Origin of the sequence: Salinispora mooreana (assembly GCF_000379065.1) — a bacterium.
In the GTDB taxonomy this organism is placed as follows: Bacteria; Actinomycetota; Actinomycetes; order Mycobacteriales; family Micromonosporaceae; genus Micromonospora; species Micromonospora mooreana.
The window spans coordinates 2,471,259-2,494,458 of sequence record NZ_KB900614.1; the positions used below are offsets into that span (position 1 = coordinate 2,471,259).

At 71.8% G+C, this 23,200-nt stretch carries 22 protein-coding genes; 5 read left to right on the plus strand and 17 right to left on the minus strand.

The window, feature by feature from the left end:
* Positions 1–63: 63 nt before the first annotated feature.
* Entirely contained in the window at positions 64–990 is a 927-nt protein-coding gene (locus tag SALPAC6_RS0111680) for an ornithine cyclodeaminase family protein (RefSeq protein ID WP_026189577.1), read from the minus strand.
* A gap of 100 nt (positions 991–1,090) precedes the next feature.
* On the opposite strand from SALPAC6_RS0111680, the gene SALPAC6_RS0111685 reads away from it, so the two are divergent.
* The gene (locus SALPAC6_RS0111685) at positions 1,091–1,405 is read left to right on the plus strand and encodes a DMT family transporter (protein WP_018253601.1); all 315 of its coding nucleotides are present in this window, start codon (positions 1,091–1,093) and stop codon (positions 1,403–1,405) included.
* 48 nt (positions 1,406–1,453) lie between these two features.
* Here SALPAC6_RS0111685 and SALPAC6_RS0111690 read toward each other — a convergent pair whose 3' ends face one another.
* On the minus strand, positions 1,454–3,919 hold the full coding sequence (locus SALPAC6_RS0111690) for an FtsK/SpoIIIE family DNA translocase (protein WP_018253602.1): 2,466 nt from the start codon (positions 3,917–3,919) through the stop codon (positions 1,454–1,456).
* A gap of 112 nt (positions 3,920–4,031) precedes the next feature.
* Here SALPAC6_RS0111690 and SALPAC6_RS0111695 point away from each other — a divergent pair, with 112 nt between their 5' ends.
* Positions 4,032–4,508 carry a type III secretion system chaperone family protein gene (locus SALPAC6_RS0111695; RefSeq protein WP_018253603.1) on the plus strand — a complete coding sequence of 159 codons (477 nt, stop codon included), beginning with the start codon at positions 4,032–4,034 and terminating at the stop codon, positions 4,506–4,508.
* On the plus strand, positions 4,505–6,139 hold the full coding sequence (locus tag SALPAC6_RS0111700; protein WP_018253604.1) for a type III secretion system chaperone family protein: 1,635 nt from the start codon (positions 4,505–4,507) through the stop codon (positions 6,137–6,139). Before SALPAC6_RS0111695 ends, SALPAC6_RS0111700 begins: the two co-directional genes overlap by 4 nt.
* Positions 6,140–6,174: 35 nt before the next feature.
* Here the strand turns inward: SALPAC6_RS0111700 and SALPAC6_RS0111705 are convergent, their stop codons facing one another.
* The 7 genes from SALPAC6_RS0111705 to SALPAC6_RS0111730 all read right to left on the minus strand — a co-directional run bounded on the left by SALPAC6_RS0111705 (position 6,175) and on the right by SALPAC6_RS0111730 (position 12,958).
* Positions 6,175–7,863 carry a ribonuclease J gene (locus SALPAC6_RS0111705; RefSeq protein WP_018253605.1) on the minus strand — a complete coding sequence of 563 codons (1,689 nt, stop codon included), beginning with the start codon at positions 7,861–7,863 and terminating at the stop codon, positions 6,175–6,177.
* 52 nt (positions 7,864–7,915) lie between these two features.
* Positions 7,916–8,842 carry a 4-hydroxy-tetrahydrodipicolinate synthase gene (gene dapA / locus SALPAC6_RS0111710; RefSeq protein WP_018253606.1) on the minus strand — a complete coding sequence of 309 codons (927 nt, stop codon included), beginning with the start codon at positions 8,840–8,842 and terminating at the stop codon, positions 7,916–7,918.
* 46 nt (positions 8,843–8,888) lie between these two features.
* Positions 8,889–9,632, minus strand: a complete 744-nt coding sequence (gene thyX / locus SALPAC6_RS0111715; protein WP_026189578.1) for an FAD-dependent thymidylate synthase — start codon at positions 9,630–9,632, stop codon at positions 8,889–8,891.
* 185 nt (positions 9,633–9,817) lie between these two features.
* Positions 9,818–10,330 carry a DUF2752 domain-containing protein gene (locus tag SALPAC6_RS0111720; RefSeq protein ID WP_223874460.1) on the minus strand — a complete coding sequence of 171 codons (513 nt, stop codon included), beginning with the start codon at positions 10,328–10,330 and terminating at the stop codon, positions 9,818–9,820.
* On the minus strand, positions 10,252–10,467 hold the full coding sequence (locus SALPAC6_RS30120) for a hypothetical protein (protein ID WP_223874469.1): 216 nt from the start codon (positions 10,465–10,467) through the stop codon (positions 10,252–10,254). The genes SALPAC6_RS0111720 and SALPAC6_RS30120 overlap by 79 nt, the downstream gene beginning before the upstream one ends.
* Before the next feature lie 15 nt (positions 10,468–10,482).
* The gene (locus SALPAC6_RS0111725) at positions 10,483–11,712 is read right to left on the minus strand and encodes a winged helix-turn-helix domain-containing protein (protein ID WP_018253610.1); all 1,230 of its coding nucleotides are present in this window, start codon (positions 11,710–11,712) and stop codon (positions 10,483–10,485) included.
* A gap of 10 nt (positions 11,713–11,722) precedes the next feature.
* Positions 11,723–12,958 carry a glycosyltransferase family 87 protein gene (locus SALPAC6_RS0111730; protein WP_018253611.1) on the minus strand — a complete coding sequence of 412 codons (1,236 nt, stop codon included), beginning with the start codon at positions 12,956–12,958 and terminating at the stop codon, positions 11,723–11,725.
* Between the two features lie 35 nt (positions 12,959–12,993).
* Here SALPAC6_RS0111730 and SALPAC6_RS0111735 point away from each other — a divergent pair, with 35 nt between their 5' ends.
* Positions 12,994–13,590: a GNAT family N-acetyltransferase gene (locus tag SALPAC6_RS0111735; RefSeq protein ID WP_018253612.1), complete on the plus strand. Its 597-nt coding sequence runs from the start codon at positions 12,994–12,996 to the stop codon at positions 13,588–13,590.
* A gap of 121 nt (positions 13,591–13,711) precedes the next feature.
* Here SALPAC6_RS0111735 and dapB read toward each other — a convergent pair whose 3' ends face one another.
* From dapB to truB, 6 genes are all read right to left on the minus strand, one after another.
* Entirely contained in the window at positions 13,712–14,485 is a 774-nt protein-coding gene (gene dapB, locus SALPAC6_RS0111740; RefSeq protein ID WP_018253613.1) for a 4-hydroxy-tetrahydrodipicolinate reductase, read from the minus strand.
* A 123-nt stretch (positions 14,486–14,608) separates the two neighbouring features.
* Positions 14,609–15,976, minus strand: coding sequence for a M16 family metallopeptidase (locus SALPAC6_RS0111745; RefSeq protein WP_018253614.1), 1,368 nt, complete (start codon positions 15,974–15,976; stop codon positions 14,609–14,611).
* A gap of 93 nt (positions 15,977–16,069) precedes the next feature.
* Positions 16,070–18,433, minus strand: a complete 2,364-nt coding sequence (locus SALPAC6_RS0111750; protein WP_018253615.1) for a polyribonucleotide nucleotidyltransferase — start codon at positions 18,431–18,433, stop codon at positions 16,070–16,072.
* A gap of 235 nt (positions 18,434–18,668) precedes the next feature.
* Complete coding sequence (gene rpsO / locus SALPAC6_RS0111755; protein WP_011905279.1) at positions 18,669–18,938, minus strand: 30S ribosomal protein S15; 270 nt, start codon at positions 18,936–18,938, stop codon at positions 18,669–18,671.
* Positions 18,939–19,161: 223 nt separating this feature from the next.
* On the minus strand, positions 19,162–20,091 hold the full coding sequence (locus tag SALPAC6_RS0111760; RefSeq protein ID WP_018253616.1) for a bifunctional riboflavin kinase/FAD synthetase: 930 nt from the start codon (positions 20,089–20,091) through the stop codon (positions 19,162–19,164).
* Positions 20,092–20,130: 39 nt separating this feature from the next.
* Complete coding sequence (gene truB / locus SALPAC6_RS0111770; protein WP_026189581.1) at positions 20,131–21,066, minus strand: tRNA pseudouridine(55) synthase TruB; 936 nt, start codon at positions 21,064–21,066, stop codon at positions 20,131–20,133.
* Between the two features lie 83 nt (positions 21,067–21,149).
* On the opposite strand from truB, the gene SALPAC6_RS0111775 reads away from it, so the two are divergent.
* A complete protein-coding gene (locus tag SALPAC6_RS0111775) occupies positions 21,150–21,464 on the plus strand; it encodes a hypothetical protein (RefSeq protein WP_018253618.1) in 315 nt (104 codons plus the stop codon).
* 71 nt (positions 21,465–21,535) lie between these two features.
* Here SALPAC6_RS0111775 and SALPAC6_RS0111780 read toward each other — a convergent pair whose 3' ends face one another.
* Together SALPAC6_RS0111780 and SALPAC6_RS30125 are read right to left on the minus strand one after the other, a co-directional pair.
* Positions 21,536–22,864 (minus strand): MATE family efflux transporter, encoded by a 1,329-nt coding sequence (locus SALPAC6_RS0111780; RefSeq protein ID WP_018253619.1) that lies wholly within the window; start codon positions 22,862–22,864, stop codon positions 21,536–21,538.
* Between the two features lie 128 nt (positions 22,865–22,992).
* Positions 22,993–23,130 carry a hypothetical protein gene (locus SALPAC6_RS30125; protein WP_018253620.1) on the minus strand — a complete coding sequence of 46 codons (138 nt, stop codon included), beginning with the start codon at positions 23,128–23,130 and terminating at the stop codon, positions 22,993–22,995.
* Between the last annotated feature and the right edge of the window lie 70 nt (positions 23,131–23,200).

Here is a 23,200-nt window from a genome sequence, read left to right on the forward strand (position 1 = left end):
CGCCAGCGGCCGGCCTCGACGGGGATCCCGTCCGGGCCGGCCCGGTAGCGCCGCCTCGGCGGGTCAGACCGTCGCGGCGACCCGGACCCGGACCACGCGGTCGAGCAGGAAGATCTCGGTTCCGCCCAGGCCGGTGGAGCAGAAGACGGAGATCTCGTCCGCGCTGGTCCGGCCGGGCACCGCCGCCGCCAGGACCGCGCCCAGGTCACGCAGCCGTCCGGCGTACGGGGGCAGGGCGGCGAGCATCGGTGGGGCGTACCCGGAGGCCTGGGCCGGCGAGTCGGTGACCAGCACCTCGGCCCGGTCCAGCAGATCCGGGCCGAACTCGTGCCGGTCGACCTGCTTGAAGCCCACCGCGTTCACATGGACGCCGGGCGCGAGGTCCGCGGCGTCCACCACCGGGGTGGTGCTGGTGGTGGCGATCACCACGATGTCCCGGCCGGCGACGGCCGCCGCCGCGGAGTCGACTGCCCGCGCCGGTACGCCCAGTTCGGCGCGGACCCGGTGGGCGAAGGCGGTACGCCGCGCCGCCGAGCGGCTGTGCACGCGCACCTCCCGCAGGGGCCGTACCGCCGCGGCGGCCCAGACCTGTGCCCACGCCTGCCGGCCCGAGCCGACCACCCCGAGCGTGGCCGCGTCCGGGCGGGCCAACGCGTCGATGGCGACCCCGCCCAGTCCACCGGTACGCCGGGAGCTCAGCTCCCCTCCGACCGCGACCGCCCGGACGCCGCCGGTGCGGGCGTCGTGCAGCACCACCACCGGTTCGCTTCCCGCGAGCCCGAAGGTGTCGTAGGAGCAGGAGCCGTACCACTGATCGACGAGGTGCCCGGCGGCCAGCATCATCCGGCCCCCGTCCAGCGGCGCGGTGGCGCGGGGCGGGGCGACCAGTCGACCGGCGTAAGCGGCACGCAGCGCGTCCCGCATGGCGGCGATGGTCGTCGGAGCATCGAGCGCGGCAGCGACCTCGGAGTCGGTGAGAAGCAGCGGCATGGACTGATACTGCAAGATAAAGTCAGGTTTAGCCCCAGCCACAGTGGTGAAGATCACCTCTACCGAGCTGCTCCGCTCCGGTAGCTGCTACCGTCCGGCAATGGCCTGGATCGTGCTGGTGCTCTCCGGACTCCTCGAAACCGCGTGGGCCATCGCCCTCGACCGCAGCGCCGGCTTCAGCCGGCTCGTCCCCACGATCGTCTTCGCCATCACGGCCGCCCTGAGCATGATCGGCCTCGCCTACGCGCTCCGCGAGATCCCGGTCGGCACCGGCTACGCGGTGTGGGTCGGCATCGGCACGGTCGGTACCGCCGTGGTGGGGATGGTGGCGCTGAACGAGTCGACCAGCCTGCCCCGGATCCTCTGTCTCCTGCTGGTGATCGCCGGCGTGGTGGGTCTGAAGATCTACCACTGACGGCCGGACCGGGGCCGGACCAGCCCCGCCGGCACAACGGTGGTCGCGTCAGTCATCGCCGCCCCGCAGGCCGACCAGAACCTCCGTCAACTCGTCCGGCTTCACCAGCACATCCCGGGCCTTGGAGCCCTCGGACGGGCCGACCACGCCGCGGGTCTCCATCAGATCCATCAGCCGACCCGCCTTCGCGAAACCGACCCGCAGCTTGCGCTGCAACATCGAGGTGGAGCCGAACTGCGAGGTCACCACCAGCTCCACCGCCTGCACCAGCAGGTCGAGGTCGTCGCCGATATCCTCGTCGATCTTCTTCTTGCCCTCCTGGGCCACGGTGAGCACATCCGAGCGGAACTCCGGCTCCCGCTGCTCCTTGCAGAACCGGACCACATCGGCGATCTCCCGCTCGGTCACCCACGCGCCCTGAATGCGCAGTGGCTTGGCGGCCCCCATCGGCAGGAAGAGACCATCACCGCGACCGAGCAGCTTCTCCGCGCCCGGCTGGTCCAGGATGACCCGGGAATCCGCCAGTGATGAGGTCGCGAAGGCGAGCCGGGACGGCACATTGGCCTTGATCAGACCGGTCACCACGTCCACCGACGGACGTTGGGTGGCAAGCACCAGGTGGATGCCGGCGGCCCGGGCGAGCTGGGTGATCCGGACGATGGAGTCCTCCACGTCCCGCGGGGCGACCATCATCAGATCGGCCAGCTCGTCCACGATCACCAGCAGGTACGGGTACGGCCGCAGTTCCCGCTCGCTGCCGGGCGGGGCCGTGATCTCACCATTGCGAACCTTGCGGTTGAAGTCGTCGATGTGCCGGACCCCGTTGGCGGCCAGATCGTCGTAGCGCATGTCCATCTCGCGCACGACCCACTCCAGCGAGTCGGCCGCCTTCTTGGCGTTCGTCACGATCGGCGTGACCAGGTGCGGGATCCCCTCATAGCCGGTCATCTCGACCCGCTTCGGGTCGATCAGCAGCAGCCGCACCTCATCCGGGGTGGCCCGGGTCAGGAGCGAGACCAGCAGTGAGTTCAGACAGCTCGACTTCCCCGCGCCAGTGGCCCCCGCGATGAGAATGTGCGGCGTCTTCGCGAGGTTGGCCACCACGTAGCCGCCCTCGATGTCCTTACCGAGCGCGACCACCATCGGGTGGTGGTCGCTGGTGGCCGCCCGAGAGCGCAGCACGTCGCCGAGGGCGACATTCTCCGGATCAGTGTTCGGGATCTCCACACCGATCGCGCTCTTGCCCGGGATCGGGCTGAGAATGCGCACGTCCGGCGACTTCACCGCGTACGCGATGTTGCGGGAAAGCTGGGTGATCCGCTCCACCTTGACACCGGGGCCCAGCTCGACCTCGTACCGGGTCACCGTCGGTCCCCGGGTGAAGCCGGTGACCGCGGCGTCCACGTCGAACTGCTCGAACACCCCGGTCAACGCGGCGATCACCTCGTCATTGGCCCGGCTGCGCTTCTTGGGAGCGGCGCCACTGCCCAGCAGGGTCGCCGGGGGCAGCGCGTAGTCGCCCGCCAGCCCGGTCAACGCGAGCTGCTCGGCCCGGGTGGGCAGCGGCGAGTGCTCCGGCGGCTCCGCCGGCTTCCGACTGGCCGGCACCTTCGCCGACGACTTGCGGGGCAGCACGAGAGTCTCCTGCAAGTCCGCGCCCGCCAGGTCATCGGCGAAGTCATCGGGGTCCGGCGTTGGTCGCGGCGTCCGCTTCGCCGCACGTGTGCGAACCGGCTTGCCGGTCTCCGCCGCGGCCTCCTCGGTGGCCTCCGCGCCGGCCGGGGTGCCGACCACCGTGCCGGCCAACAGACCGAGCCGCTCCGGAATCTTGTTGATCGGGGTCGCGGTGACCACCAGCAGCCCGAAGACCAGGAGCAGCAGCAGCAGCGGCACGGCCACCCAGGCGGTCACCGCCCGCTCGAGCAGGCTCCCCACCCCCGCACCGATCAGGCCACCCGCGAAGTCCCGCTGCGCCTGCGAGGTCGGCTCCTGCCCGATGTGCAGCAGCGCGGCCGTAGCGACCAGCATGGACGCCCAGCCGATCGGGCCCCGCCCCCGGTGCTCCGGAGCGGTCGGCTCCCGCATCAGCCGCCAGGCGCCGATCATCAGCAGCACCGGCACCACGACGGCGATCGCACCGAGAAACAGCCGTATGGCGTCGGCCAGCCACTCCCCGACCGGTCCGGCCTTGTCGAACCAGATGCTGGCAGCGCTCAACAGCGCGAGGCCGAGTACCAGCAGCCCGGCGCCGTCGCGCCGGTGCTCTGCCTCGAGGCCACGGGCCGCGGCGGCCTGCCGGCCGGCGGCGCGAACCGACCAGCCCACCCCGTGCGCGAGCCCCATCCACAGTGCCCCGAGCGCCCGGCCCACCGAGCCGGCCGGGTTGGTGCGGGCCGGCGGACGACGCTTGGCGGCAGCACGGGGCTTCTTCGCCGGCTGCCGGGCACGGTTCTTCGTGCTGCCTCGCGGCGACGCGCCGCGCCGCCGACTCGCCTGAGAGGTACGGCCCGCCATAGCATCAACCTAGCGGCGGTACCCGGCGGATCGCCGCTATTTCAGGTCGTGTCCGCGCGTCGGCACGCGAATCCGCCGCCGGTCGTGATACTCGCCTCAGAAGGGATGCCGCATGGCGTCGCCGACCGGGGACATTCCGGACCGCCTCCTGGGCGGCTACCCGGGCGCCCTGAGCCCGCTCACCGATGAGCTGATCGCCACCGTACTCACCCAGCGGGGATACACGGTGGAGACCGACCCGGCGGGGGAACTGGTCGGCCGGTGGGCCGACAGCCTCATCTGGTTCCGGCGGCCCGGGACCGCCGGCGAGCTCCTCCAGGTACGCACCGTCGTGGCCCCCACGTTCGCGATCGAGTACGTTCCCACGCTGCACGCCTTCTGCAACGCCTGGAACCACGACCGGCTCTGGCCCAAGGCGTTCGTACACGTCGAAGATGACGGTCGGGCACGAATCTGTGGGGAGGTCATCACCGACCTCGAACGCGGCGTGACCCCGCACCAACTCGACCGGCTCCTCGACCGCGGCATCACCACCGGCTGCCAGCTCGCCGCCGAGGTGGCCCGGCTTCCCGGTGGGGTGCGGTCGTGATCGGGCAGCCCGGCGGCCGTGGGCTGGAGGAGTTCGGCTGGCCGGGGCGGCCCCCACGCCGCCAACGACCCGGGCGGGACGGCCGCCCCCTCGCCGAGGAGCTGGCAGACGCCCGGGACTCCCCCGACGGCGAGGCACGCAGCGCCGAGCTGGAACGGATCGCCGCGCGGGCCGATGCCGCCGGCGACGACCAGTCGGCGTTGGCGGCCCGGCTCGCGCTGATCGAGACCTACCTGCTCGACGAAGGGCGGTGGCGCCTCGTCGAGCCGGTCCGCCGCTGCCTCGCCGCCGTGGACCGGCGGCCCGACCTGCTGCCGCCCGACGGTCACGAGACCCTGGCCCGCTACCGGCGGTACGCGGTCGAAGCCCTGCTCGGCAGCCCGCGTGGTGGCCTGGACCAGGCCCGGGCCCTCCTCGACGACCTCGGCACCGCCGACACCGCGACCGCCGCCGAACTCTACTGCCGGATCGCCGACCACCTTGGCGACGAGCCGACCGCCCGGTCCTGGTATGACCGCTGGGTAGCGGCGCCCGCCACCCCGGCTGACGGCTGCGTCAGCTGCGCCGCCGTCCGACGGGCAGAGCTGCTCGCCGGGTGGGAGGAGTGGTCCGCCGCGCTGGACGTCCTGGCCGGCGTGGACCCGGAGGACTGCACCGGAGCACCCGAACGGGGATTCGCCGCGGGGATGCTGCCGTGGCTCCGAGTCGGCGCCACCGAGTCGGCCGCGGCGGCGCACGTGCGCGCATACCAGCGGCACCGACGCGAGCGGGCCGGCTTCGCGTACCTCGCGGCGCATCTGCGCTTCTGCGCGCTCAGCGGGAACCCGGTCCGCGGGTTGGCTCTGCTCACCGAGCAGCTACCCCGGCTGGACCGGGCTCCCGACGAGCTGTCCGCGATGGAGTTCGCCGCCGCCGGTGCGCTGATGTGCGGGGTCGCGGTCGCCGCCGACCTCGGCGAGCAGCAAGTGCACCGCCCCGCGTACGGGCAACGGCCCGCGGCCGACCTGGACATCGCCGCCCTCGGGGCCACGCTGACCGACCTGGCCACCGGGCTCGCCGGCAGCTTCGACGCGCGCAACGGCACCGGGCACCAGTCCGGCCGGGTCGCGTCCTGGCTGGACGAGCGGGGCGCAGCCGAACGGGCCCTGGCCCACCCGGTAGCGCTGCCGTTCGAGAGCTCGGACGACGACGAGCCCGACCGCGAGCCGGACGACCAACCGGACGACCAGCCCGCCCCGCTCAGCCTGGCCGCGATCACCAACGCCCTGGACCGCCGCGGCGACCAGTACGTCCTGGACGCCACGGACACCGTCGTGGGGCGCTGGGGCGAGGCGCTGATCCAGGTACGGCGGGCCGGCGAGCGCGGCGAGGTCCTGCACGTACGCGCCGTGGCCAGCCGCCGGCTGCCGGCCGACCGACGTGCCGAGGCGTACGCGTTCTGCAACGCCTGGAACCAGGACCGGCTCCTACCAACGGCGTACGTGCACGACTCCGGCGCCGAGCTGGTGCTGGCCGGTGATGTCAGCACCGACCTGTCCCACGGGGTCGCGCCCACCCAGCTGGATGTGCTGCTGGCCGCCGCGGTACGCACCGGCTCGGCGTACGCCGACGCGGTCGCGGAGCTGCCCTGACCCGGGCCGGCTCCCCGACCTCGCCCCACCTCGGCTCAGACCTCCACCACGTTCGGCACGATCATGGGGCGACGGCGGTAGGCGTCGTTGACCCACCGCCCCACCGTGCGCCGCACGATCTGCTGCAGTTGGTGCGGGTCGGTGATGCCGTCGGAGGCGGCGCGGTTGAGTGCCTCGGTGATCAAGGGCACCACCGGGCTGAACGCCTCCGGGTCCTCGGAGAAGCCCTTGGCGGAGACGGTCGGCCCACCGACCACCTTCCCGGTGACCGAGTCGACCACCACGGTGGCCGCGATGAACCCGCCGTCGCCGAGGATCCGCCGCTCGGTGAGCAGCGACTCCGACACGTCCCCGACGGCGAGGCCGTCAACGTAGACGTACCGGCTCTTGACCTGACCGACCAGGCTGGCCCGCCCCTCAACCAGGTCGACCACGTCGCCGTCCTCACAGAGCACCACCCGATCGGCGGAGACGCCGGATTCGATGCCCAGCCGGGCGTGGGCGCGCAGGTGTCGCCACTCCCCGTGGACCGGCATCAGGTTGCTCGGCCGAACGATGTTGAGCAGGTAGAGCAGCTCGCCCGCGGGGGCGTGCCCGGAGACGTGCACCTTGGCCACGTCCTTGTGCACGACGACGGCACCCGCCCGGGCGAGCCGGTTGATCACCCGGTAGACCGAGGTCTCGTTGCCGGGCACCAGCGAGGAGGCGAGTACCACGGTGTCGCCGGGGGCGATGGTGATATGCCGGTGATCACCGCTGGCCATCCGGCCCAGCGCGCTCATCGGCTCACCCTGGCTGCCGGTCGACATCAGCACGATCTGGTCGGGCGGCATGCTGGTGGCCTCGTCGAGCCCGACGACCAGGCCGGGTGGGATGTTCAGCAGACCGAGGTCGCGGGCGATGCCCATGTTGCGCACCATCGACCGGCCGATCAGGGCCACCTTGCGGCCATGCTCCACCGCGGAGTCGAAGACCTGCTGGACCCGGTGCACATGGGAGGCGAACGACGCGACGATGATCCGGCCCCGGGCCTTGGCGAAGATCGAGTCGAGCACCGGGCCGATCTCCCGCTCCGGCGTGACGAAGCCGGGAATCTCGGCGTTGGTGGAGTCGGACAGGAGCAGGTCCACCCCCTCGGCACCGAGCCGCGCGAAGCCGGCCAGGTCGGTGATCCTGCCGTCCAGCGGGAGCTGGTCCATCTTGAAGTCACCGGTGTGCAGCACCAGACCGGCCGGGGTACGGATAGCCACGGCGAGCGCGTCCGGGATCGAGTGGTTGACCGCGAAGAACTCACACTCGAAGGGGCCCAGCTGCTCCCGGCCGCCCTCCCGCACCGTCAGCGTGTACGGCTGGATCCGCCGCTCGGCGAGCTTCGCCTCGACCAGGGCGAGGGTGAACTCCGAACCGACCAGCGGGATGTCCGGCTTGTGGGCGAGCAGGTACGGCACCGCACCGATGTGGTCCTCGTGGCCGTGCGTGAGCACGATCGCCTGTACGTCGTCGAGGCGGTCCAGGATCGGGGCGAAGTCGGGCAGGATCAGGTCCACGCCCGGCTGCTCCACGTCCGGGAAGAGCACGCCGCAGTCAACGACCAGCAGCTTCCCGTCGTACTCGAAGACGGTCATGTTCCGACCGATGGCGCCGAGCCCGCCCAGCGGGATGATCCGCAGCCCGCCCTCGGGCAGCGGCGGCGGCAGTTCTGTCTCGATCCGCGCCTCGGTCACGCGTTCACCTCATTCTGCGACGCCGTCACCCGGCGTCCGTCGTGTCGTTCGTTCATTCAGGGAGGTCCAGGCCCGCCGCCGCACAGTCGGCGCGAAGCTGGGCGAGCTGGTCGGCGGTGGCGTCCACCAGCGGGGACCGGACCGGACCGGCGGGCAGTCCCTTCGCCGCCAGGCCGGCCTTGACCAGGATCGTGCCGGGGGCCCGGAAGATGCCCGTGTACAGCGGCAGCAGCCGCCGGTGCAGGGCGAGCGCGGTGGCGTTGTCCCCCGCGTCGAACGCCCGGATCATCTCCTGGGTCTGCGCCCCGGTGAAGTGGGTTGACGTGCCAACCACCCCGACCGAACCCACCGCCAGCGCGGGCAGGAGAAGGGAATCCTCACCGCTGTAGAAGGCCATCCCGGTCCGGCTGGTCACCCAGCTGGTGGCGGTCAGGTCGCACTTGGCGTCCTTCACCGCGACGATCCGGCCGTGTTCGGCCAGGCGCACCAGCGTCTCGGTCTCGATCGCCACCCCGACGCGGTGCGGAATGTCGTAGAGCATCACCGGCAGCCCGGTGGCGTCGGCCACCGCGGTGAAGTGTCGCACCAGGCCCGCCTGCGGCGGCTTGCTGTAGTACGGCGTCACCACCAGCAGGCCGTGCGCTCCGGCCTTCTCCGCGGCAGTGGCCAACTCGATGGTGTGCCGGGTGTCGTTGGTCCCGACCCCGGCCACCACCTTGGCTCGGTCACCGACGGTCGCGACCACCGTCTGGATCAGGCGTTCCTTCTCCGCGTCGGTCGTGGTCGGCGACTCACCGGTGGTGCCGTTGACCACCAGCGCGTCGTTGCCCTGCTCGTCGACCAGGTAGTTCGCCAACCGGGCCGCACCGTCCAGATCGAGCGCACCGTCGGCGGTAAGGGGTGTCACCATGGCCGTGAGCACCCGCCCGAACGGCCGGGAGGCTGTCCGGGGCGGAGTGTCGGGGAGGTCACTCGTCATGCGTCCAACCTAGCGGACGGCCTCCGAGCCCCCGACGGGGAAGGGCTCAGGACACCTCCGCGTGCGGACTGGCCGCCACCTCGGTGCCGTCGGGCAGGGAGGAGATCACGAAGTCGTTGAAGACGCTTGGGGCCACCCCCTGTAGCTGGCGGAGGCACTCCACCGCCAGCTCACGGATCTCCACGTCGGCGTGCTCGGTCGCCCGCATGCCGATGAAGTGCCGCCACGCCCGGTAGTTGCCGGTGACCACGATGCGGGTCTCGGTGGCGTTCGGCAGCACCGCCCGCGCCGCCTGCCGCGCACGCTTGCGCCGCAGGGTGGCGTTCGGCTCGTCGGTAAAGCGCTGCTCCAGGCCCTCCAGCAATTCGGTGTACGCCCGTACGCTCGCCTCGGCGGCCTCCACGAACCGCTTGTGCAGCTCCGGGTCATCGGCGATCACGGCCGGCTCCACCATCGCGGCGTCCCGCTCCGGCACGTACCGCTGGGAAAGCTGCGAGTACGAGAAGTGCCGGTGCCGGATCAACTCGTGGGTGAGCGACCGCGACACCCCGGTGAAGTAGAAGCTCACCGAGCCGTGCTCCAGCACGCTCAGGTGGCCCACCTCGAGAATGTGGGCGAGGTAGCCGGCGTTGGTCGCCGTCGCCGGGTTCGGCTTCTTCCAACTCTGGTAACAGGCCCGCCCAGCGAACTCCGCAAGCGCCTGCCCCCCGTCGGCGTCAGTCGACCACCCAACGTCGTCCGGGGCCGCGAATTGGGTCCACGCAATGAGCTTGACCTGGGGCTGCACCATGTCCGGCATTCCTGCGACTGTAGTGGCGCGACCGGTGCCAACGGAAATCGGACCCCGCAGTCGACGGAGATCAGGCCCGGTCACAGCACTCCCCGTGGCGGCCAGCACTAGCGAAGGCAGCAGGCCGGCACCAGCGAGATCAGCGGGCGGGCAGCAGCGACGGGCGGCGCGAAGACGGGAAAGCCTCAGACGTAGAGCGCGGTGAACGGCGCCCAGGGCAGGTTACGCACCACTGAGAAAGCCAACCAGGCGGCCAGGAAGACCCCGATCAGCTTGTTGCTGATCCGCAGCTCGGGCAGCCGCCACCCGAAGGCCTGCCGGCCCGCCCACGCCACGAAGAGGTACGCCAGGAACGGAAGCGCGAAAACGAAGAGGAGATGGTGCCGGGCAGCGGCCGGCAGGTCGGCGTGCAGCAGATACCAGAGGGCCCGGGTGCCGCCACAGCCCGGACAGTCAAGCCCGGCCGTCAGCTTGAACAGGCAGGTGGGAGCCGCGTCCGGCGCGGACCGGGTCGGATCGATCATCAGGGTGTAGCCAATGCCGGCGCCGATACAGCCCAGGGCGGCCAGCGGCACCGCCCACCGAGGAGAGCGTTCCTGGAGCCGGAGCACGAATCGGGTCAGTCGGTCGGGCTGCGGAGCCGGGTAGACCGGCACCGCCTGCACCGGCCGGCCATCAGGTGCCGGGGCCGCAGCCACAGACCACTGGCCAGCAGCATCGGGCGTCCGGGCAGCACCAGCAGACGGCCCGGCAACACCATCAGACGGCCGCGCAGCACCGTCGGGAAGAGGCGGAGCATCAGTCGCCGCGGCGGCCCGGCTCTGCGGCCCGTCAACGCTCGTCACGTCGATCACCGTACACCCGCCACGCTCCTCAGGGCGGCGGCCAGCGGCACCGCCAGGTCACCTGCCGCCGGTGGCGCCACGGCGTCCAGGCCCAGCCAGCCGGCGAGCCGGTACAACTCGGCGGCGAGCGCAAGCGCCGTCTCACCCACCTCAACGCCGGGCTCCTGCCAGGCTGCCGGAACGAGAAGCACACCGCTCTTCCGGTCGGCCTTCAGGTCGACCCGGGCGGTGAACCGCTCCCCCTGGAGAAAGGGCAACACGTAGTAGCCGTGCACCCGCTTCGGCGCCGGGACGTAGATCTCGATGCGGTAGCCGAAGTCAAACAACCGCCGGGTGCGGCTCCGCTCCCAGACCAGCGGGTCGAAGGGGCTGACCAGCCGATCGCCCCGCACCCAGCGGGGCAGCCGGGCCTCGGCGTGCAGCCAGGCCGGTTGCCGCCAGCCTGACACGGTCACCGGGATCAGCTCACCCGCCTCCGCCAGCTCGGCGATCGCCGCCCGAGCCTGCGCCAGCGGCAACCGGAAGTAGTCCCGCAGCTCCGGCTCCGCCGCCACGCCGAGGGAGCGGGCGGCCACGGCCACCAGCGTCCGGTACGCCTCGGCGTCGCTCGGGGTGGGTGCCGCCAGCACAGCCGCCGGCAGCACCCGCTCCGGCAGGGCGTAACGGCGGGCGAAGGACATCGTCCGCTCGGCGGCTGTCACCTCACCGGACCAGAACAGGTACTCCAGCGCCTGCTTCGTCGCGGACCAGTTCCAGCCCCAGTTGCTCGTCACCCGGTCAACGTCATGCTCGATCTCCGCGGCGGTGATCGGTCCGCGGGCCGCTACCTCGTCCCGGACCCACGCCACCAGATCCGGCTGCTCCTCGGCGACCCGACGCATGCCGCCCCAGGCCTGGCTGCGGGCACGCGCCATCCGCCAGCGCAGCGCCGGCTGCAGCGCGACCGGCACCAGCGACGCCTCGTGCCCCCAGTACTCAAAAAGATCACGGGGTTGGCGGTACGCAGCCGTGTCGAGCAACGTCGTCGGGTAGGGGCCGAGGCGGCTGTAGAGCGGCACATAGTGCGCCCGCTGGAGCACGTTGACCGAGTCCAGCTGGATCAGGCCGACCCGGTCCAGCACGCGACGCAGGTGCCGCCGAGTGGGAACACCGGTCGGCAACGGGTCGGTAAAACCCTGAGCTGCCAGGGCTATCCGGCGGGCTTGGGCGAGCGAGAGCGACTCCGGCACGGTCATCGCGGCGACCCTAGGTCACCGGTACGACACCGGTCTGGGCCCGGCCCTCCTCCTGCCCGGCCGTCCCGGCCGCGGTCCGGTGCGCCGCGGTCCGGATCGGCAGGAACGCCAGCAGGGCCAGGCTGATCCAGACGTACGTGTTGCTGCCGAGGAAGCCGTCAATCCCGGAGAAGTCCCGCTCCCAGGCCCACACGATCCGGCTGATCAGGAACGCGTACGCGATGCTCACGGCCGCCAACAGCCGGCGCCGCCGACGGCTGCCGGCGGGCGCCGCCATCGCGTTGTCCAACAGCAGGATGAGCGCCGGCAGCAGCCAGACCAGATGGTGCACCCAGGTGACCGGGCTGACCAGACACATCAGCACACCGGTCAGCGCCAGCCCGGTCGCCTCGTCACCGGCTGCCACCGCGGACCGGACCCGCCACGCCCAGAGCGCCAGTACGGCCACCACCAGCACCAGCCAGGCGACGGTGTTCGGATCCTCCGGGTTCAGCCGGGCCACCACCCCGCGGAGTGACTGGTTGGAGACGAAGGAGAGCTCGCCCACGCGGTTGGTGTTCCACAGCGCCTCGGTCCAGAACTCCCGGGAGGCGTCCGGGAAGAGGGCGGCGGCGAGCAGGGTCGCGCCGGCGGCGGTGCCCATCGCGGTAATCGCCGCCCGCCAGCGCCCGGTCACCAGCAGGTAGACGATGAAGATCCCCGGGGTCAGTTTGATCGCGGTGGCCAGGCCGATGGTGGCGCCGGCCCACCGGCTGCCCGAAGGCAGCAGTCGCAGCAGATCCACCGCCACCAGAAACAGCAACAGCATGTTGACCTGGCCGAAGTTCACCGTCTCCCGCATCGGCTCGTACGCGGCGACGAGGCAGAGCGCCACCGCGATGGCAAACCAGCGGGTCCAGCCGGCGCGGCGCGAGATCGGGTCCAGCAGCCACCAGAACAGCACCAGGGTGACCACCACGCTCGCGGAGACGCTGAGCACGATCGCCACCGTCCAGGAGACGTACGCCATCGGCAGCATGACCAGCGCTGCGAACGGCGGGTAGGTGAAGCCGTACTGGGTGAACGGGCGCAGGAAGTCGTAGATCTCGCCGCCGTCGTGCACCCAGTAGCGGATCGCGCCGTAGTAGACCCCGAGGTCGAAAAACCCGTGCCGCATTGCCGCCACGGACAGGAACAGGGCCACCCCGACGGCGAGCCCGGCCACACCGATCGCCTGTCTGACCGTCCGCCTGGCACCCTGCGCCATCGTCGCCTCCTCCACCCTGCGTAGGCTTTCGTGCCATGGCTCTCGGCTACGTCCGCCCGGCACGTCCACAGGACGCCGGCGACATCGCACGCATCCAGCTCGCGACCTGGCGGGTCGCGTACCGCCGCATCCTGCCCCGGCAGGTGCTCGCGAGCCTCGACGAGGCGTGGCTGGCCCAGCGGTGGACCGCAGCGGTGCAAGAGCCGCCCTCGGCTGCCCACCGGGTGCTGGTCGCCGTCGAACAGGCCGAGCAATCGTATCTGGTGGGCTTCGCCGCCTCCGGTCCGGCCGACGCCGAGGCCCAGGCTCCCGGCGAGCCCGCCGAAGCGCTGGGTCCGGATGTCGTCGCGGTCACCGACCTGCTGGTGGAGCCGCGCTGGGGTCGGCGCGGGCACGGCAGCCGGCTGCTCGCCGCGGCGATGGACCACTGGCGTGACGATGGGTTCACCCGTGCGGTGGCGTGGGCGTTCGACGGCGACGCGGCGACCCGGGGGTTCCTGACCGGCACCGGGTGGGAGCCGGACGGGGCGACCCGCGCGCTGGACGTGGACGACATGTTGGTCGCCCAGTTACGACTACATGTCGCGGTCCCCGGGGAGCCGACCCGACTTCCGGACGAGCCGACTCCCTGACCGCCCCGGCTCCGGCTCGCTGCCGGCCCCGACCCGGGGCCCAACTCCCTGACGCCCCGGCTCACCGCTGGCCCCGCGCCGCCGCTGGCCCCGATTCACTGCCGGTGCGCGGCGAACCCGCTCAGTCGAGCAGGGCGTCCAGGCCGACCGTCAGGCCGGGCCGGCTGCGTACCTGGCGGGCGGCCAGCAGCACCCCGGGCATGAAGGAGGCCCGGTCGTAGGAGTCGTGCCGGATGGTCAACGTCTCGCCGGTGGTGCCGAAGAGCACCTCCTGGTGGGCGACGAGGCCGGTGGCGCGGACCGAGTGCACGCGTACGCCGTCGATGTCACTGCCGCGGGCACCGGCCACCTCGTCCCGGGTGGCGTCCGGTGCCGGACCCTGACCGGCGGCGGCACGGGCCGCCGCGATCAGGCGCGCGGTGTGCGTCGCGGTGCCGCTCGGCGCGTCCAGCTTGCGCGGGTGGTGCTGCTCGATGATCTCGGCCGACTCGAAGTGGCGGGCGGCCCGTTCGGCGAACTGCATCATCAGCACCGCCCCGATGCCGAAGTTGGGGGCGACAACCACGCCCACCCCCGGCTTCCGGGCCAACCAGCCGCGCATCCGCTCCAGCCGCGCCTCGGTGAAGCCCGTCGTGCCGACCACGGCGCTGATGCCCTGGTCAATGCACCAGTGCAGATTGTCCATGACCGCGTCAGGGGTGGTGAAGTCGACGATCACCTCGGCTCCGGCGTCGGAGGCGTTGAACAACCAGTCGCCCTGGTCAACCATGGCCACCAACTCCATGTCGGGGGCCGCGTCCACCGCCTTGCACACCTCGATGCCCATCCGGCCACGGGCGCCCAGCACACCGACCCGGAGCGGCTCGTCCGCGCTCTTGTCCTGCTCGTCAGTCACAGCCGACAACCTATCCCAACCGGGACATGAGCATCGCCGGGTGGGGGCCGGGGTAGCCCGATGGCCGGCGGGCCCGACATTCGGGTGCCGGCGGTCCCGGCCGGAGCGGTCAGGCGAAGGTGGTCAGGCGGAGGTGGTCGGGGTCGCGCCGGCGGTGAGGTCGGACTCGCCGAACGGACCCACCACCGCCAGCGACATCGGACGGCTCAGCAACTCCGCGGCGAGCGCGTTCACGTCGGCAACGGTGACCGCGTCCACCTGGGCCAGCAGGGTGTCGACCGGCATCAGTTCGCCGTAGAGCAGCTCCCCCTTGGCCAGCCGGCTCATCCTGGAACCGCTGTCCTCCAGGCCCAGCACGAACGCACCCTTGCTCATGCCCTTACCCCGAGCCAACTCGGCCTCCGTGAGCCCGTCGGCGGCCATCCGGGCCAACTCCGCGCGGATCAACTCCAACACCTCGTTGGCTCGACCCGGCGCACAGCCGGCGTAGACGGAGAACAGGCCACTGTCGGCGTGCTGGCTGGCGTAGGAGTAGACCGAGTAGGCGAGCCCCCGCTGCTCTCGGATCTCCTGGAAGAGCCGGCTGGACATGCCGCCGCCGAGGATGTTGTTCAGCACCCCGAGGGCGAAGCGGCGCTCGTCCCGCCGATCGATGCCGGTACAGCCGAGCACGACATGTGCCTGCTCGGTCTCCTTCGGCGCCACCAGGGTGGTCGCGGGCTGCGGGCGTACCGCCGGGGTAGCGCTGCGGTACGTTGCGGGCGCCGCCGGGTCGGCGTCCAGGGGGGTCCCCCGCAGCGCCTGCCGGACCAGCTTGACCACGCTGGAGTGGTCAAGGTTCCCCGCGGCCGCGATGACGATCCGTGGCGGGGTGTAGTGCCGCCGGTAGAAGCCCTGGATCTGTCGCCGGGTCATCGCGGTGACCGTCTGCTCCGTCCCCGAGATCAGCCGGCCGAGCGGGTGCTCACCATAGACGGCCCGGGCGAAGAGGTCGTGCACCTCGTCGCCGGGCTCGTCGTCGTGCATGGCGATCTCCTCGAGGATCACGCCCCGCTCGACCTCCACGACCTCCGGGGTCAGCACCGAGTCGGCGACCAGGTCACACATCACGTCGATGGCGAGGGGTAGGTCCTCGTCGAGCACCCGCGCGTAAAAGCAGGTGTATTCCTTCGTGGTGAAGGCGTTGGTCTCGCCACCGACCGCCTCGATCGCGGACGAGATCTCCAGCGCGGTCCGCCGGTGCGTCCCCTTGAACAGCAGGTGCTCAAGAAAGTGGGCGGCGCCGGACTGGGGGCCGGTCTCGTCCCGGGAGCCAACCGACACCCAGATGCCGAACGAGACGCTGCGCATCGCGGGGATGGCCTCGGTGAGTACCCGCAGCCCGCTGGGGAGCACGGTCCGCCGGACCGTGCCGCCCAACGGGTCGTCGCTGAGCGTGCGGGTTACGGCACGGCTGGCCGCGCCGCCGGGAGCACCCCGGCCCACGGCCACCCCCCGTCGTTCCGGTGTGGACGGTACGGAGACAGTCCGGCTCACGAGTGGCTCCCGGTTCGACGAGGGGTGGATGGTGCGCTGGTCCGACGGTCAGCTACGCCGGGTACGCCGGCGCGGACGCGACTCGCCGCCCTCACCGCCGTCGCCACGGTCGCCGCTGTCGCCACGGTCCGGGCCCCGGCCGCCGCGCTCGCGGTCACCGCGGTCACGTGGCCCCCGGTCGCCCCGGTCCCGACCCGCCGGCCGCTCGCCGTCGCCCCCGGCCGGGGCCTCGGCCCCCTCCGGGCGCACCTTGTCCAGGTAGATCTTGCCCCGCTGGTCGATGTCGGCGATCTCCACCTCGACCTTGTCACCGACGTTGAGGAAGTCCTCGACCTTCTCGACGCGCTTGCCGTCGCCCACCTTGGAGATGTGCAGCAGACCGTCACGGCCGGGAAGCAGCGAGACGAACGCGCCGAAGGCGGCGGTCTTGACCACCGTGCCGAGGAAGCGGTCGCCCACCTTCGGCAGGGTCGGGTTCGCGATCCCGTTGATCCGCTCGACCGCGGCCTGCGCCGCGGGGCCGTTGGTCGCGCCGACGTAGATGGTGCCGTCGTCCTCGATCGAGATCTCGGCGCCCGTCTCGTCCTGGATCGCGTTGATCGTCTGCCCCTTCGGACCGATCACCATGCCGATCTTGTCCACCGGGATCTTGACGGTGGTGACCCGAGGCGCGTAGTCACTCATCGTGGCCGGTGCCTCGATCGCCGCCTGCATCACCTCCAGGATCGTCTGCCGGGCCTCGTACGCCTGCTGGAGCGCCGCGGCGAGCACGTCCGACGGGATGCCGTCGAGCTTGGTGTCGAGCTGAAGCGCGGTGACGAAGTCCCGGGTACCGGCGACCTTGAAGTCCATGTCACCGAAGGCGTCCTCGGCACCGAGGATGTCGGTCAGCGTCACGTACCGGGTCTTGCCCTCGACCTCGTCGGAGATCAGGCCCATCGCGATGCCGGCCACCGGTGCCTTCAGCGGCACCCCGGCGGAGAGCAGGCCAAGCGTCGAGGCGCAGACCGAGCCCATCGAGGTCGAGCCGTTGGAGCCGAGCGCCTCGGAGACCTGCCGGATCGCGTACGGGAACTCCTCACGCGAGGGCAGCACCGGGATCAGGGCCCGCTCGGCGAGCGCGCCGTGGCCGATCTCCCGCCGCTTTGGCGAGCCGACCCGGCCGGTCTCCCCGGTCGAGTACGGCGGGAAGTTGTAGTTGTGCATGTAACGCTTGGACTTCTCCGGGGAGAGCGTGTCCAGGGACTGCTCCATCCGAAGCATGTTCAGCGTGGTGACACCCATGATCTGGGTCTCGCCCCGCTCGAAGAGTGCCGAGCCGTGCACCCGGGGCAGGACCCCGACCTCGGCGGTCAGCGGGCGGATGTCCCGCGGGCCACGGCCGTCGATGCGGACCTGCTCGCGCAGCACCCGGTTGCGGACCTCGGACTTGGTCAGCGACCGCAGCGCGGCGGAGAGCTCCTTCTCCCGGCCCTCGAAGCGCGGGCCGAGCTCCTCGACCACCCGGGCCTTGATCCGGTCCAGGGCCTCCTCGCGGTCGGCCTTGCCCGCGATCTTCAGGGCCTCGGCCACATCCTCCCGGGCCAGCTCCGTGACCGCGTCGTACGCGTCATCGGAGTAGTCGAGAAAGACCGGGAACTCGGCGACCGGCTTCGCCGCCACCTCGGCCAGCTCGCTCTGCGCGCGGCACAGCTCACGGATGGCCGGCTTGGCCGCCTCCAGCCCGCTCGCCACGACCTCCTCGGTCGGTGCGGAGGCGCCGTCGGCGACCAGCTTCGCGGTGTGCTCGGTGGCCTCCGCCTCGACCATCATGATCGCGACATCACCGTCGGGCAGGGCCCGACCGGCGACCACCATGTCGAAGGTGGCGCGCTCCAGCTCCTCATGGGTCGGGAAGGCAACCCAGGAGCCGTCGATGTGGGCCATCCGGGTCGCCCCGATCGGCCCGGAGAAGGGCAGGCCGGAGAGCTTCGTGGACATCGAGGCGGCGTTGATGGCCACCACGTCGTACGGGTGACTGGGGTCGAGCGCCAGGACGGTCTCGACGACCTGGACCTCGTTCCGCAGGCCCTTGACGAACGAGGGACGCAGCGGCCGGTCGATCAGCCGGCAGGTGAGGATCGCGTCCTCGCTGGGGCGCCCCTCGCGGCGGAAGAACGAACCGGGGATCCGGCCCGCCGCGTACATCCGCTCCTCGACGTCAACGGTCAGCGGGAAGAAGTCGAACTGCTCCTTCGGCTGCCGGCCAACGGTGGTGGCGGAGAGGACAACCGTCTCGCCGAGCTGGGCGACGACGGAGCCGGCGGCCTGACGGGCCAGCCGGCCGGTGGAGAAGGTGATCACACGGGTGCCGAAGGCCCCGTTGTCGATCGTGGCGGTACGAGACTGGGTACCGAGGTTGCTCTCGGTCATCTGTGATTGCGCTCCTTCGCGTCTACGGACCGCGACGCGCAGCTGCTCAGACGGCCGGTCTTCGATCGAAGCGCCCGGGCGGGTCGGCGAGGTGCCGGATGCCCGGAGGCCACTACCGGAGACCGGTGCGCTGACCGGCTCCCGGTGGGTCGGGGGGTCGTGCGGCCCTGGTTGTCGGAGTTTCTGGCGGTGAACTGGAGCGGGGGAGCGGCCGGTTGGCCACTCCCCCGTCACGTCACCGGCGCAGACCGAGCCGCTCGATGAGCGACCGGTAGCGGTTGATGTCCTTCTTCTGCACGTAGTTGAGCAGCCGACGGCGGCGGCCGACCAGCAGCAGCAGCCCACGGCGGCTGTGGTGGTCATGCTTGTGCACCTTCAGGTGCTCGGTCAGGTCAGCGATCCGCTTGGTGAGGACGGCGACCTGCACCTCCGGCGAACCGGTGTCGCCTTCGACGGTCGCGTACTCCGCGCGGATCTTGGCCTTGGCTTGCTGGTCGAGCGCCATGTTCTCCCTGTTTCGGTGGGTTGATCGATGTCGTGTCCGCCAGAACGGGCCTACCCGGAGGGCCGGGTGATGCCCGGCGGCGGACGGTCCTTGCACCCGCGGCGTCGTGCAGGCACGCCAGGACCCACGTCGGTGCGCCGACGTCTCCGCCAGGCTACCAGCCCCGGTCCGCACGGGCCGGGCAAGGGGCCGACCGGGTGTCGAACCCGATCACTTTCCGTGATCACCCCAGGGCGTGGCGGGTACGCTCGACGTCCTCGGCGATCTGGGCCACCAACGGCTCGATCGAGTCGTAGCGGACCTGCCCGCGCAGGTGTGCCACGAAGTCCAGGGCCAGCCGCTCGCCGTACAGGTCCGCGTCGAAGTCGAGCACGTACGCCTCGACCCGCCGCTCCCGGCCGGCGAAGCTCGGGTTCGTGCCGATCGAGACCGCCGCCATCAGCGGCTCCCGCTGCCCCCGCCGCACCAGGCGGGCGGCGTAGACACCGTCGGCCGGGACCGCGGCATACCGGTGGCAGAGCAGGTTGGCGGTGGGGAAACCCAGCTCGCGACCGCGCCGGTCGCCGCGGACCACCACGCCCTCCAGCCGATGTGGCCGCCCCAAGGCGCTGGCAGCGGCCACCACGTCTCCGGCGGCGACGCACGACCGGATGTACGTGGAGGAGAAGACCGTCCCCGCCTCGGCCACCAAGGGCGCCCCCTCGACGGCGTAACCGAAGGTCCGACCGAGCCGCTCCAGCAACGCCACGTCCCCCGCGGCCCGGTGCCCGAACCGGAAGTTCCCCCCCACCACCACCAGCGCGGCGTGCAGGTGCTCGACCAGGACGTCGTGCACGAAAGCCTCTGCCGACAGCCGGGAGAAGTCCGGGGTGAACGGCACCACGCAGAGCACATCCACGCCGAGCGCCTCGATCAACTCGGCCTTGCGGGTCGGCTCGGTGAGCACCGCCGGGTGCGATCCCGGGCGCACCACCTCGGCGGGGTGCGGATCGAAGGTGACCACCACCGACTTGACGCCGAGTTCCCGGGCCCGCGCCACCGCGTGCCCGATGATCGCCTGGTGCCCCCGGTGCACGCCGTCGAAGACGCCGATGGTGACGACCGACCGCCCCCAGCCGCCGGGCGCCGCGTCGTACCCCCGCCACCGCTGCATAACGCTCCTCCCCTGTCGCTGTCCCCGGCCGCCGCGCCGTCAGGCCGGGGCCAACACGATCTCCGCACGGGCCCGACCGGCCCGCTCGCTGACGATAGCGATCAACCCGCCCGCCGGGCCGAAGACGGCGTACGGGCCGTCGATCCCCATCGGCTCCAACGGACCGCCGTGGGAGAGCACCCGCTCCTCCTCGGCGGTTGCCTCGCGGCGCGGGAAGAACCGGTCGGCCGCCGCCTCGAGGAAGAGCGTGACCACCTCGGGTGCCCGGCGCTCCAGGTCATCGAGGGTAGCGGCCTCGGCGAGGGTGAAACCGCCCACGGCGGTACGCCGCAGCGCGATGAGGTGCCCGCCGACGCCGAGCGCCCGGCCGGTGTCCCGGGCGATCGCCCGCACGTACGTGCCGGAGGAGCAGGTGACATCCACGTCCACGTCCACCACGTCCGGCTCGTCCCGCCGCAGCGCCCGCACATCGAGCTGGGAGATCGTGACCCGTCGGGGCGGCAGGTCAACACTGGCCCCCGCTCGAACCCGGCGGTACGCCCGCTGACCGTCGATCTTGATGGCGCTGACCGCGCTGGGCACCTGGTCCACGGCACCGGTCTGCGCTGCCAGCGCGGACCGGACCGCCTCCTCGGTCACCTGACCGGCCGGGGTGCTGGAGATGACATCCCCCTCGGCGTCGTCGGTGACCGTCGCCTGCCCCAGTCGAATCGTGGCGGTGTAGCTCTTGCCGGCCCCGATGACGTAGGTCAGCAGCCGGGTTGCTCGGCCCACGCCGACGACCAGGACCCCGGTCGCCATCGGATCGAGCGTGCCACCGTGCCCGACCCGCCGGGTCCGGGCCAGCCGGCGCACCCGCGCCACCACGTCGTGCGATGTCATGCCGCCCGGCTTGTCGACCACGATCAGTCCGTCTGCGCTCACGACCGCCAAGCCTGCCAGACGGGCTGGCTCGGCCGGCACCGGGACGCCCACCTGGCCAACCAGACCGCCCACCTCCACCACACATGGACGCCGGCTGCTACCAATGGGCTGATCAACCACGGGAGGGTTAGGCAATGTCGCGCCAGCGTCAGGATCAGGACCAGCAGCGGTCTCCCCGACTGCACCAACCGGAGCAGCCGCCCAGCCTCCCCGCCTGGATGCTCGACCCACCGCCCCCGCGGCGAACGGCCGGGGATCGGATCGTCGAAGTGCTGCTCACGCTCCCGGGCGCCGCCGCCCTACGCCGGCGGTGGCAGGTGTGGCAGGGCCGACGTCGGCTGTACCAACGCTTCCCGAACACGATGAAGGTGGCCGGCTTCATCGTCTCCTTCGCCGTGACCCTGGGGCTGGTGATGGCCGTGTACGTCCTGCTACCCAGGTTGTCCTGACCCGAGTGGTGAGCCGCACGGGCCGGCGGTTGGGCCTGTCCGACGGGCCCGGCCCGGAGCACGCCGGCGACTCAGGTCCGGGTGGCGCCGACGACCGCCCAGCGACCGGAGCGCAACCGCAGCAGCAGGGCGAACAGCCGGAGCACCACAAAGAACGTGAGTCCCGCCCAGATCCCACCGAGTCCGAGGTCCAGTCCGTACGCCAGCCAGATGGCCGGCAGAAATCCCCCCAACGTCGCCACGATCGTGAGATTCCGCAGGTAGCGGATGTCCCCCGCGCCGATCAACACTCCGTCCAGGGCGAAGACAACGCCCGCCAGCGGCAGCATCGCGGCGAACCAGGGCCAGGCCACCATCGCCTCCTCGCGGACCTGCCCGTCGGCGCTGAACCAGCCCGGGATCACTCCGGCGCCGGCGGCGAAGACCAGCGCGAACGCCACGCCGCAGCCGGCGCCGAGCCACCCGATCCGGCGGGCCAGTCCGCGGGCGCCGGCCGCGTCGTCGGCCCCCAACGCGGCGCCGACGAGGGCCTGCGCGGCGATGGCGAGCGCGTCGAGCACCAGGGCGGTGAAGAACCAGAGTTGCAGGACGATCTGGTGGGCGCCGACCGCCGCCGCGCCGAAGCGGGCAGCCACCGCGGTGGCGGAGAGAAAGCTCGCCTGGAAGGCGACGCCGCGGATGAGCAGGTCCCGGCTTAGCACAAGCTGCAGGGCGAGGACCCGGGGCCGGGGGCGGAGGGCCACCCGCTCGGAGACCAGCGCCCCGGCGAAGAGCGCACCGGAGATCGTCTGCGCCACGACGTTGGCCACCGCCGATCCGGGCAGGCCGAGCCCGACGGGGTAGACCAGCACCGGGCAGAGCACCGCGGAGAGCAGGCTCGGGCCGAGCACGAACCACAGCGGCCGACGGGTGTCCTGGACGCCCCGCAGCCAACCGTTGCCAGCAGCGGCGAGAAGCAGCCCGGGTGCGCCGAGCGCCGCGATCCGCAGCCACTGTGCGGCGGCCTCCGCCACGTCGTTGTCCGCCCCGACGAGGGTACGGGCGAGCACGCCGCCGCCGGCCTGCATGCCGACCGCGACGAAGACCCCTACCGCGAGCGCGAGCCAGGAGGCCTGGACCCCCTCGGCAACGGCGGCGGTGCGGTCGCCGGCCCCGAACCGCCGGGCGGAGCGTCCGGTGGTGCCGTACGCGACCACCGTGCCCAGCCAGGCGATGAGCGTCAGCACGGTGCCACCGATCGCCAACGCGGCGAGCGGAACCCGGCCGAGGTGTCCCACCACCGCCGTGTCCACCAGCACATACAGCGGCTCGGCGGCGAGCACCACGAGGGCGGGCAGGGCCAGCGCGGCGATCCTGCGGGGCGGGGCGGAGCGGGATGCGGTGGCAGTCGGCGAGTTCATCGTCGTCGACCCTGACACGGACCCCGTAAGGACTTCAACCCCGATTCGCCACTTACCAACGACTACCGGTGCCGGACGACGGGCGGCCAGCGCCGCCCGTCGGGGAGGGCGTCAGCCGATCGGCGACGTCACTGGCGCGTGTCCATCGACGTCTGCAGCGCACGGCGCAGCTGCTCACGCGCCTCGTCAGCGGTGTCGGGCTTGGGCTTGTTCGACATGGGAACCCCTTCCAGGGCGCGAGCCACCAAGGCAGTGGTGGAACTCATGGGCAAGGTCTGCCACCCGCGGGCGTCCGGGGTCGCCGGAGCAGCACACGGAGCAGTGAGCCCGGGTCGG

Coding starts and splice junctions, on each gene's coding strand:
- SALPAC6_RS0111680 (WP_026189577.1), bottom strand. CDS start 990: ATGCCGCTGCTTCTCACCGACTCCGAGGTCGCTGCCGCGCTCGATGCT.
- SALPAC6_RS0111685 (WP_018253601.1), top strand. CDS start 1,091: ATGGCCTGGATCGTGCTGGTGCTCTCCGGACTCCTCGAAACCGCGTGG.
- SALPAC6_RS0111690 (WP_018253602.1), bottom strand. CDS start 3,919: ATGGCGGGCCGTACCTCTCAGGCGAGTCGGCGGCGCGGCGCGTCGCCG.
- SALPAC6_RS0111695 (WP_018253603.1), top strand. CDS start 4,032: ATGGCGTCGCCGACCGGGGACATTCCGGACCGCCTCCTGGGCGGCTAC.
- dapA (WP_018253606.1), bottom strand. CDS start 8,842: ATGACGAGTGACCTCCCCGACACTCCGCCCCGGACAGCCTCCCGGCCG.
- thyX (WP_026189578.1), bottom strand. CDS start 9,632: ATGGTGCAGCCCCAGGTCAAGCTCATTGCGTGGACCCAATTCGCGGCC.
- SALPAC6_RS0111725 (WP_018253610.1), bottom strand. CDS start 11,712: ATGACCGTGCCGGAGTCGCTCTCGCTCGCCCAAGCCCGCCGGATAGCC.
- SALPAC6_RS0111730 (WP_018253611.1), bottom strand. CDS start 12,958: ATGGCGCAGGGTGCCAGGCGGACGGTCAGACAGGCGATCGGTGTGGCC.
- SALPAC6_RS0111735 (WP_018253612.1), top strand. CDS start 12,994: ATGGCTCTCGGCTACGTCCGCCCGGCACGTCCACAGGACGCCGGCGAC.
- SALPAC6_RS0111750 (WP_018253615.1), bottom strand. CDS start 18,433: ATGACCGAGAGCAACCTCGGTACCCAGTCTCGTACCGCCACGATCGAC.
- rpsO (WP_011905279.1), bottom strand. CDS start 18,938: ATGGCGCTCGACCAGCAAGCCAAGGCCAAGATCCGCGCGGAGTACGCG.
- SALPAC6_RS0111760 (WP_018253616.1), bottom strand. CDS start 20,091: ATGCAGCGGTGGCGGGGGTACGACGCGGCGCCCGGCGGCTGGGGGCGG.
- SALPAC6_RS0111775 (WP_018253618.1), top strand. CDS start 21,150: ATGTCGCGCCAGCGTCAGGATCAGGACCAGCAGCGGTCTCCCCGACTG.
- SALPAC6_RS0111780 (WP_018253619.1), bottom strand. CDS start 22,864: ATGAACTCGCCGACTGCCACCGCATCCCGCTCCGCCCCGCCCCGCAGG.
- SALPAC6_RS30125 (WP_018253620.1), bottom strand. CDS start 23,130: ATGAGTTCCACCACTGCCTTGGTGGCTCGCGCCCTGGAAGGGGTTCCC.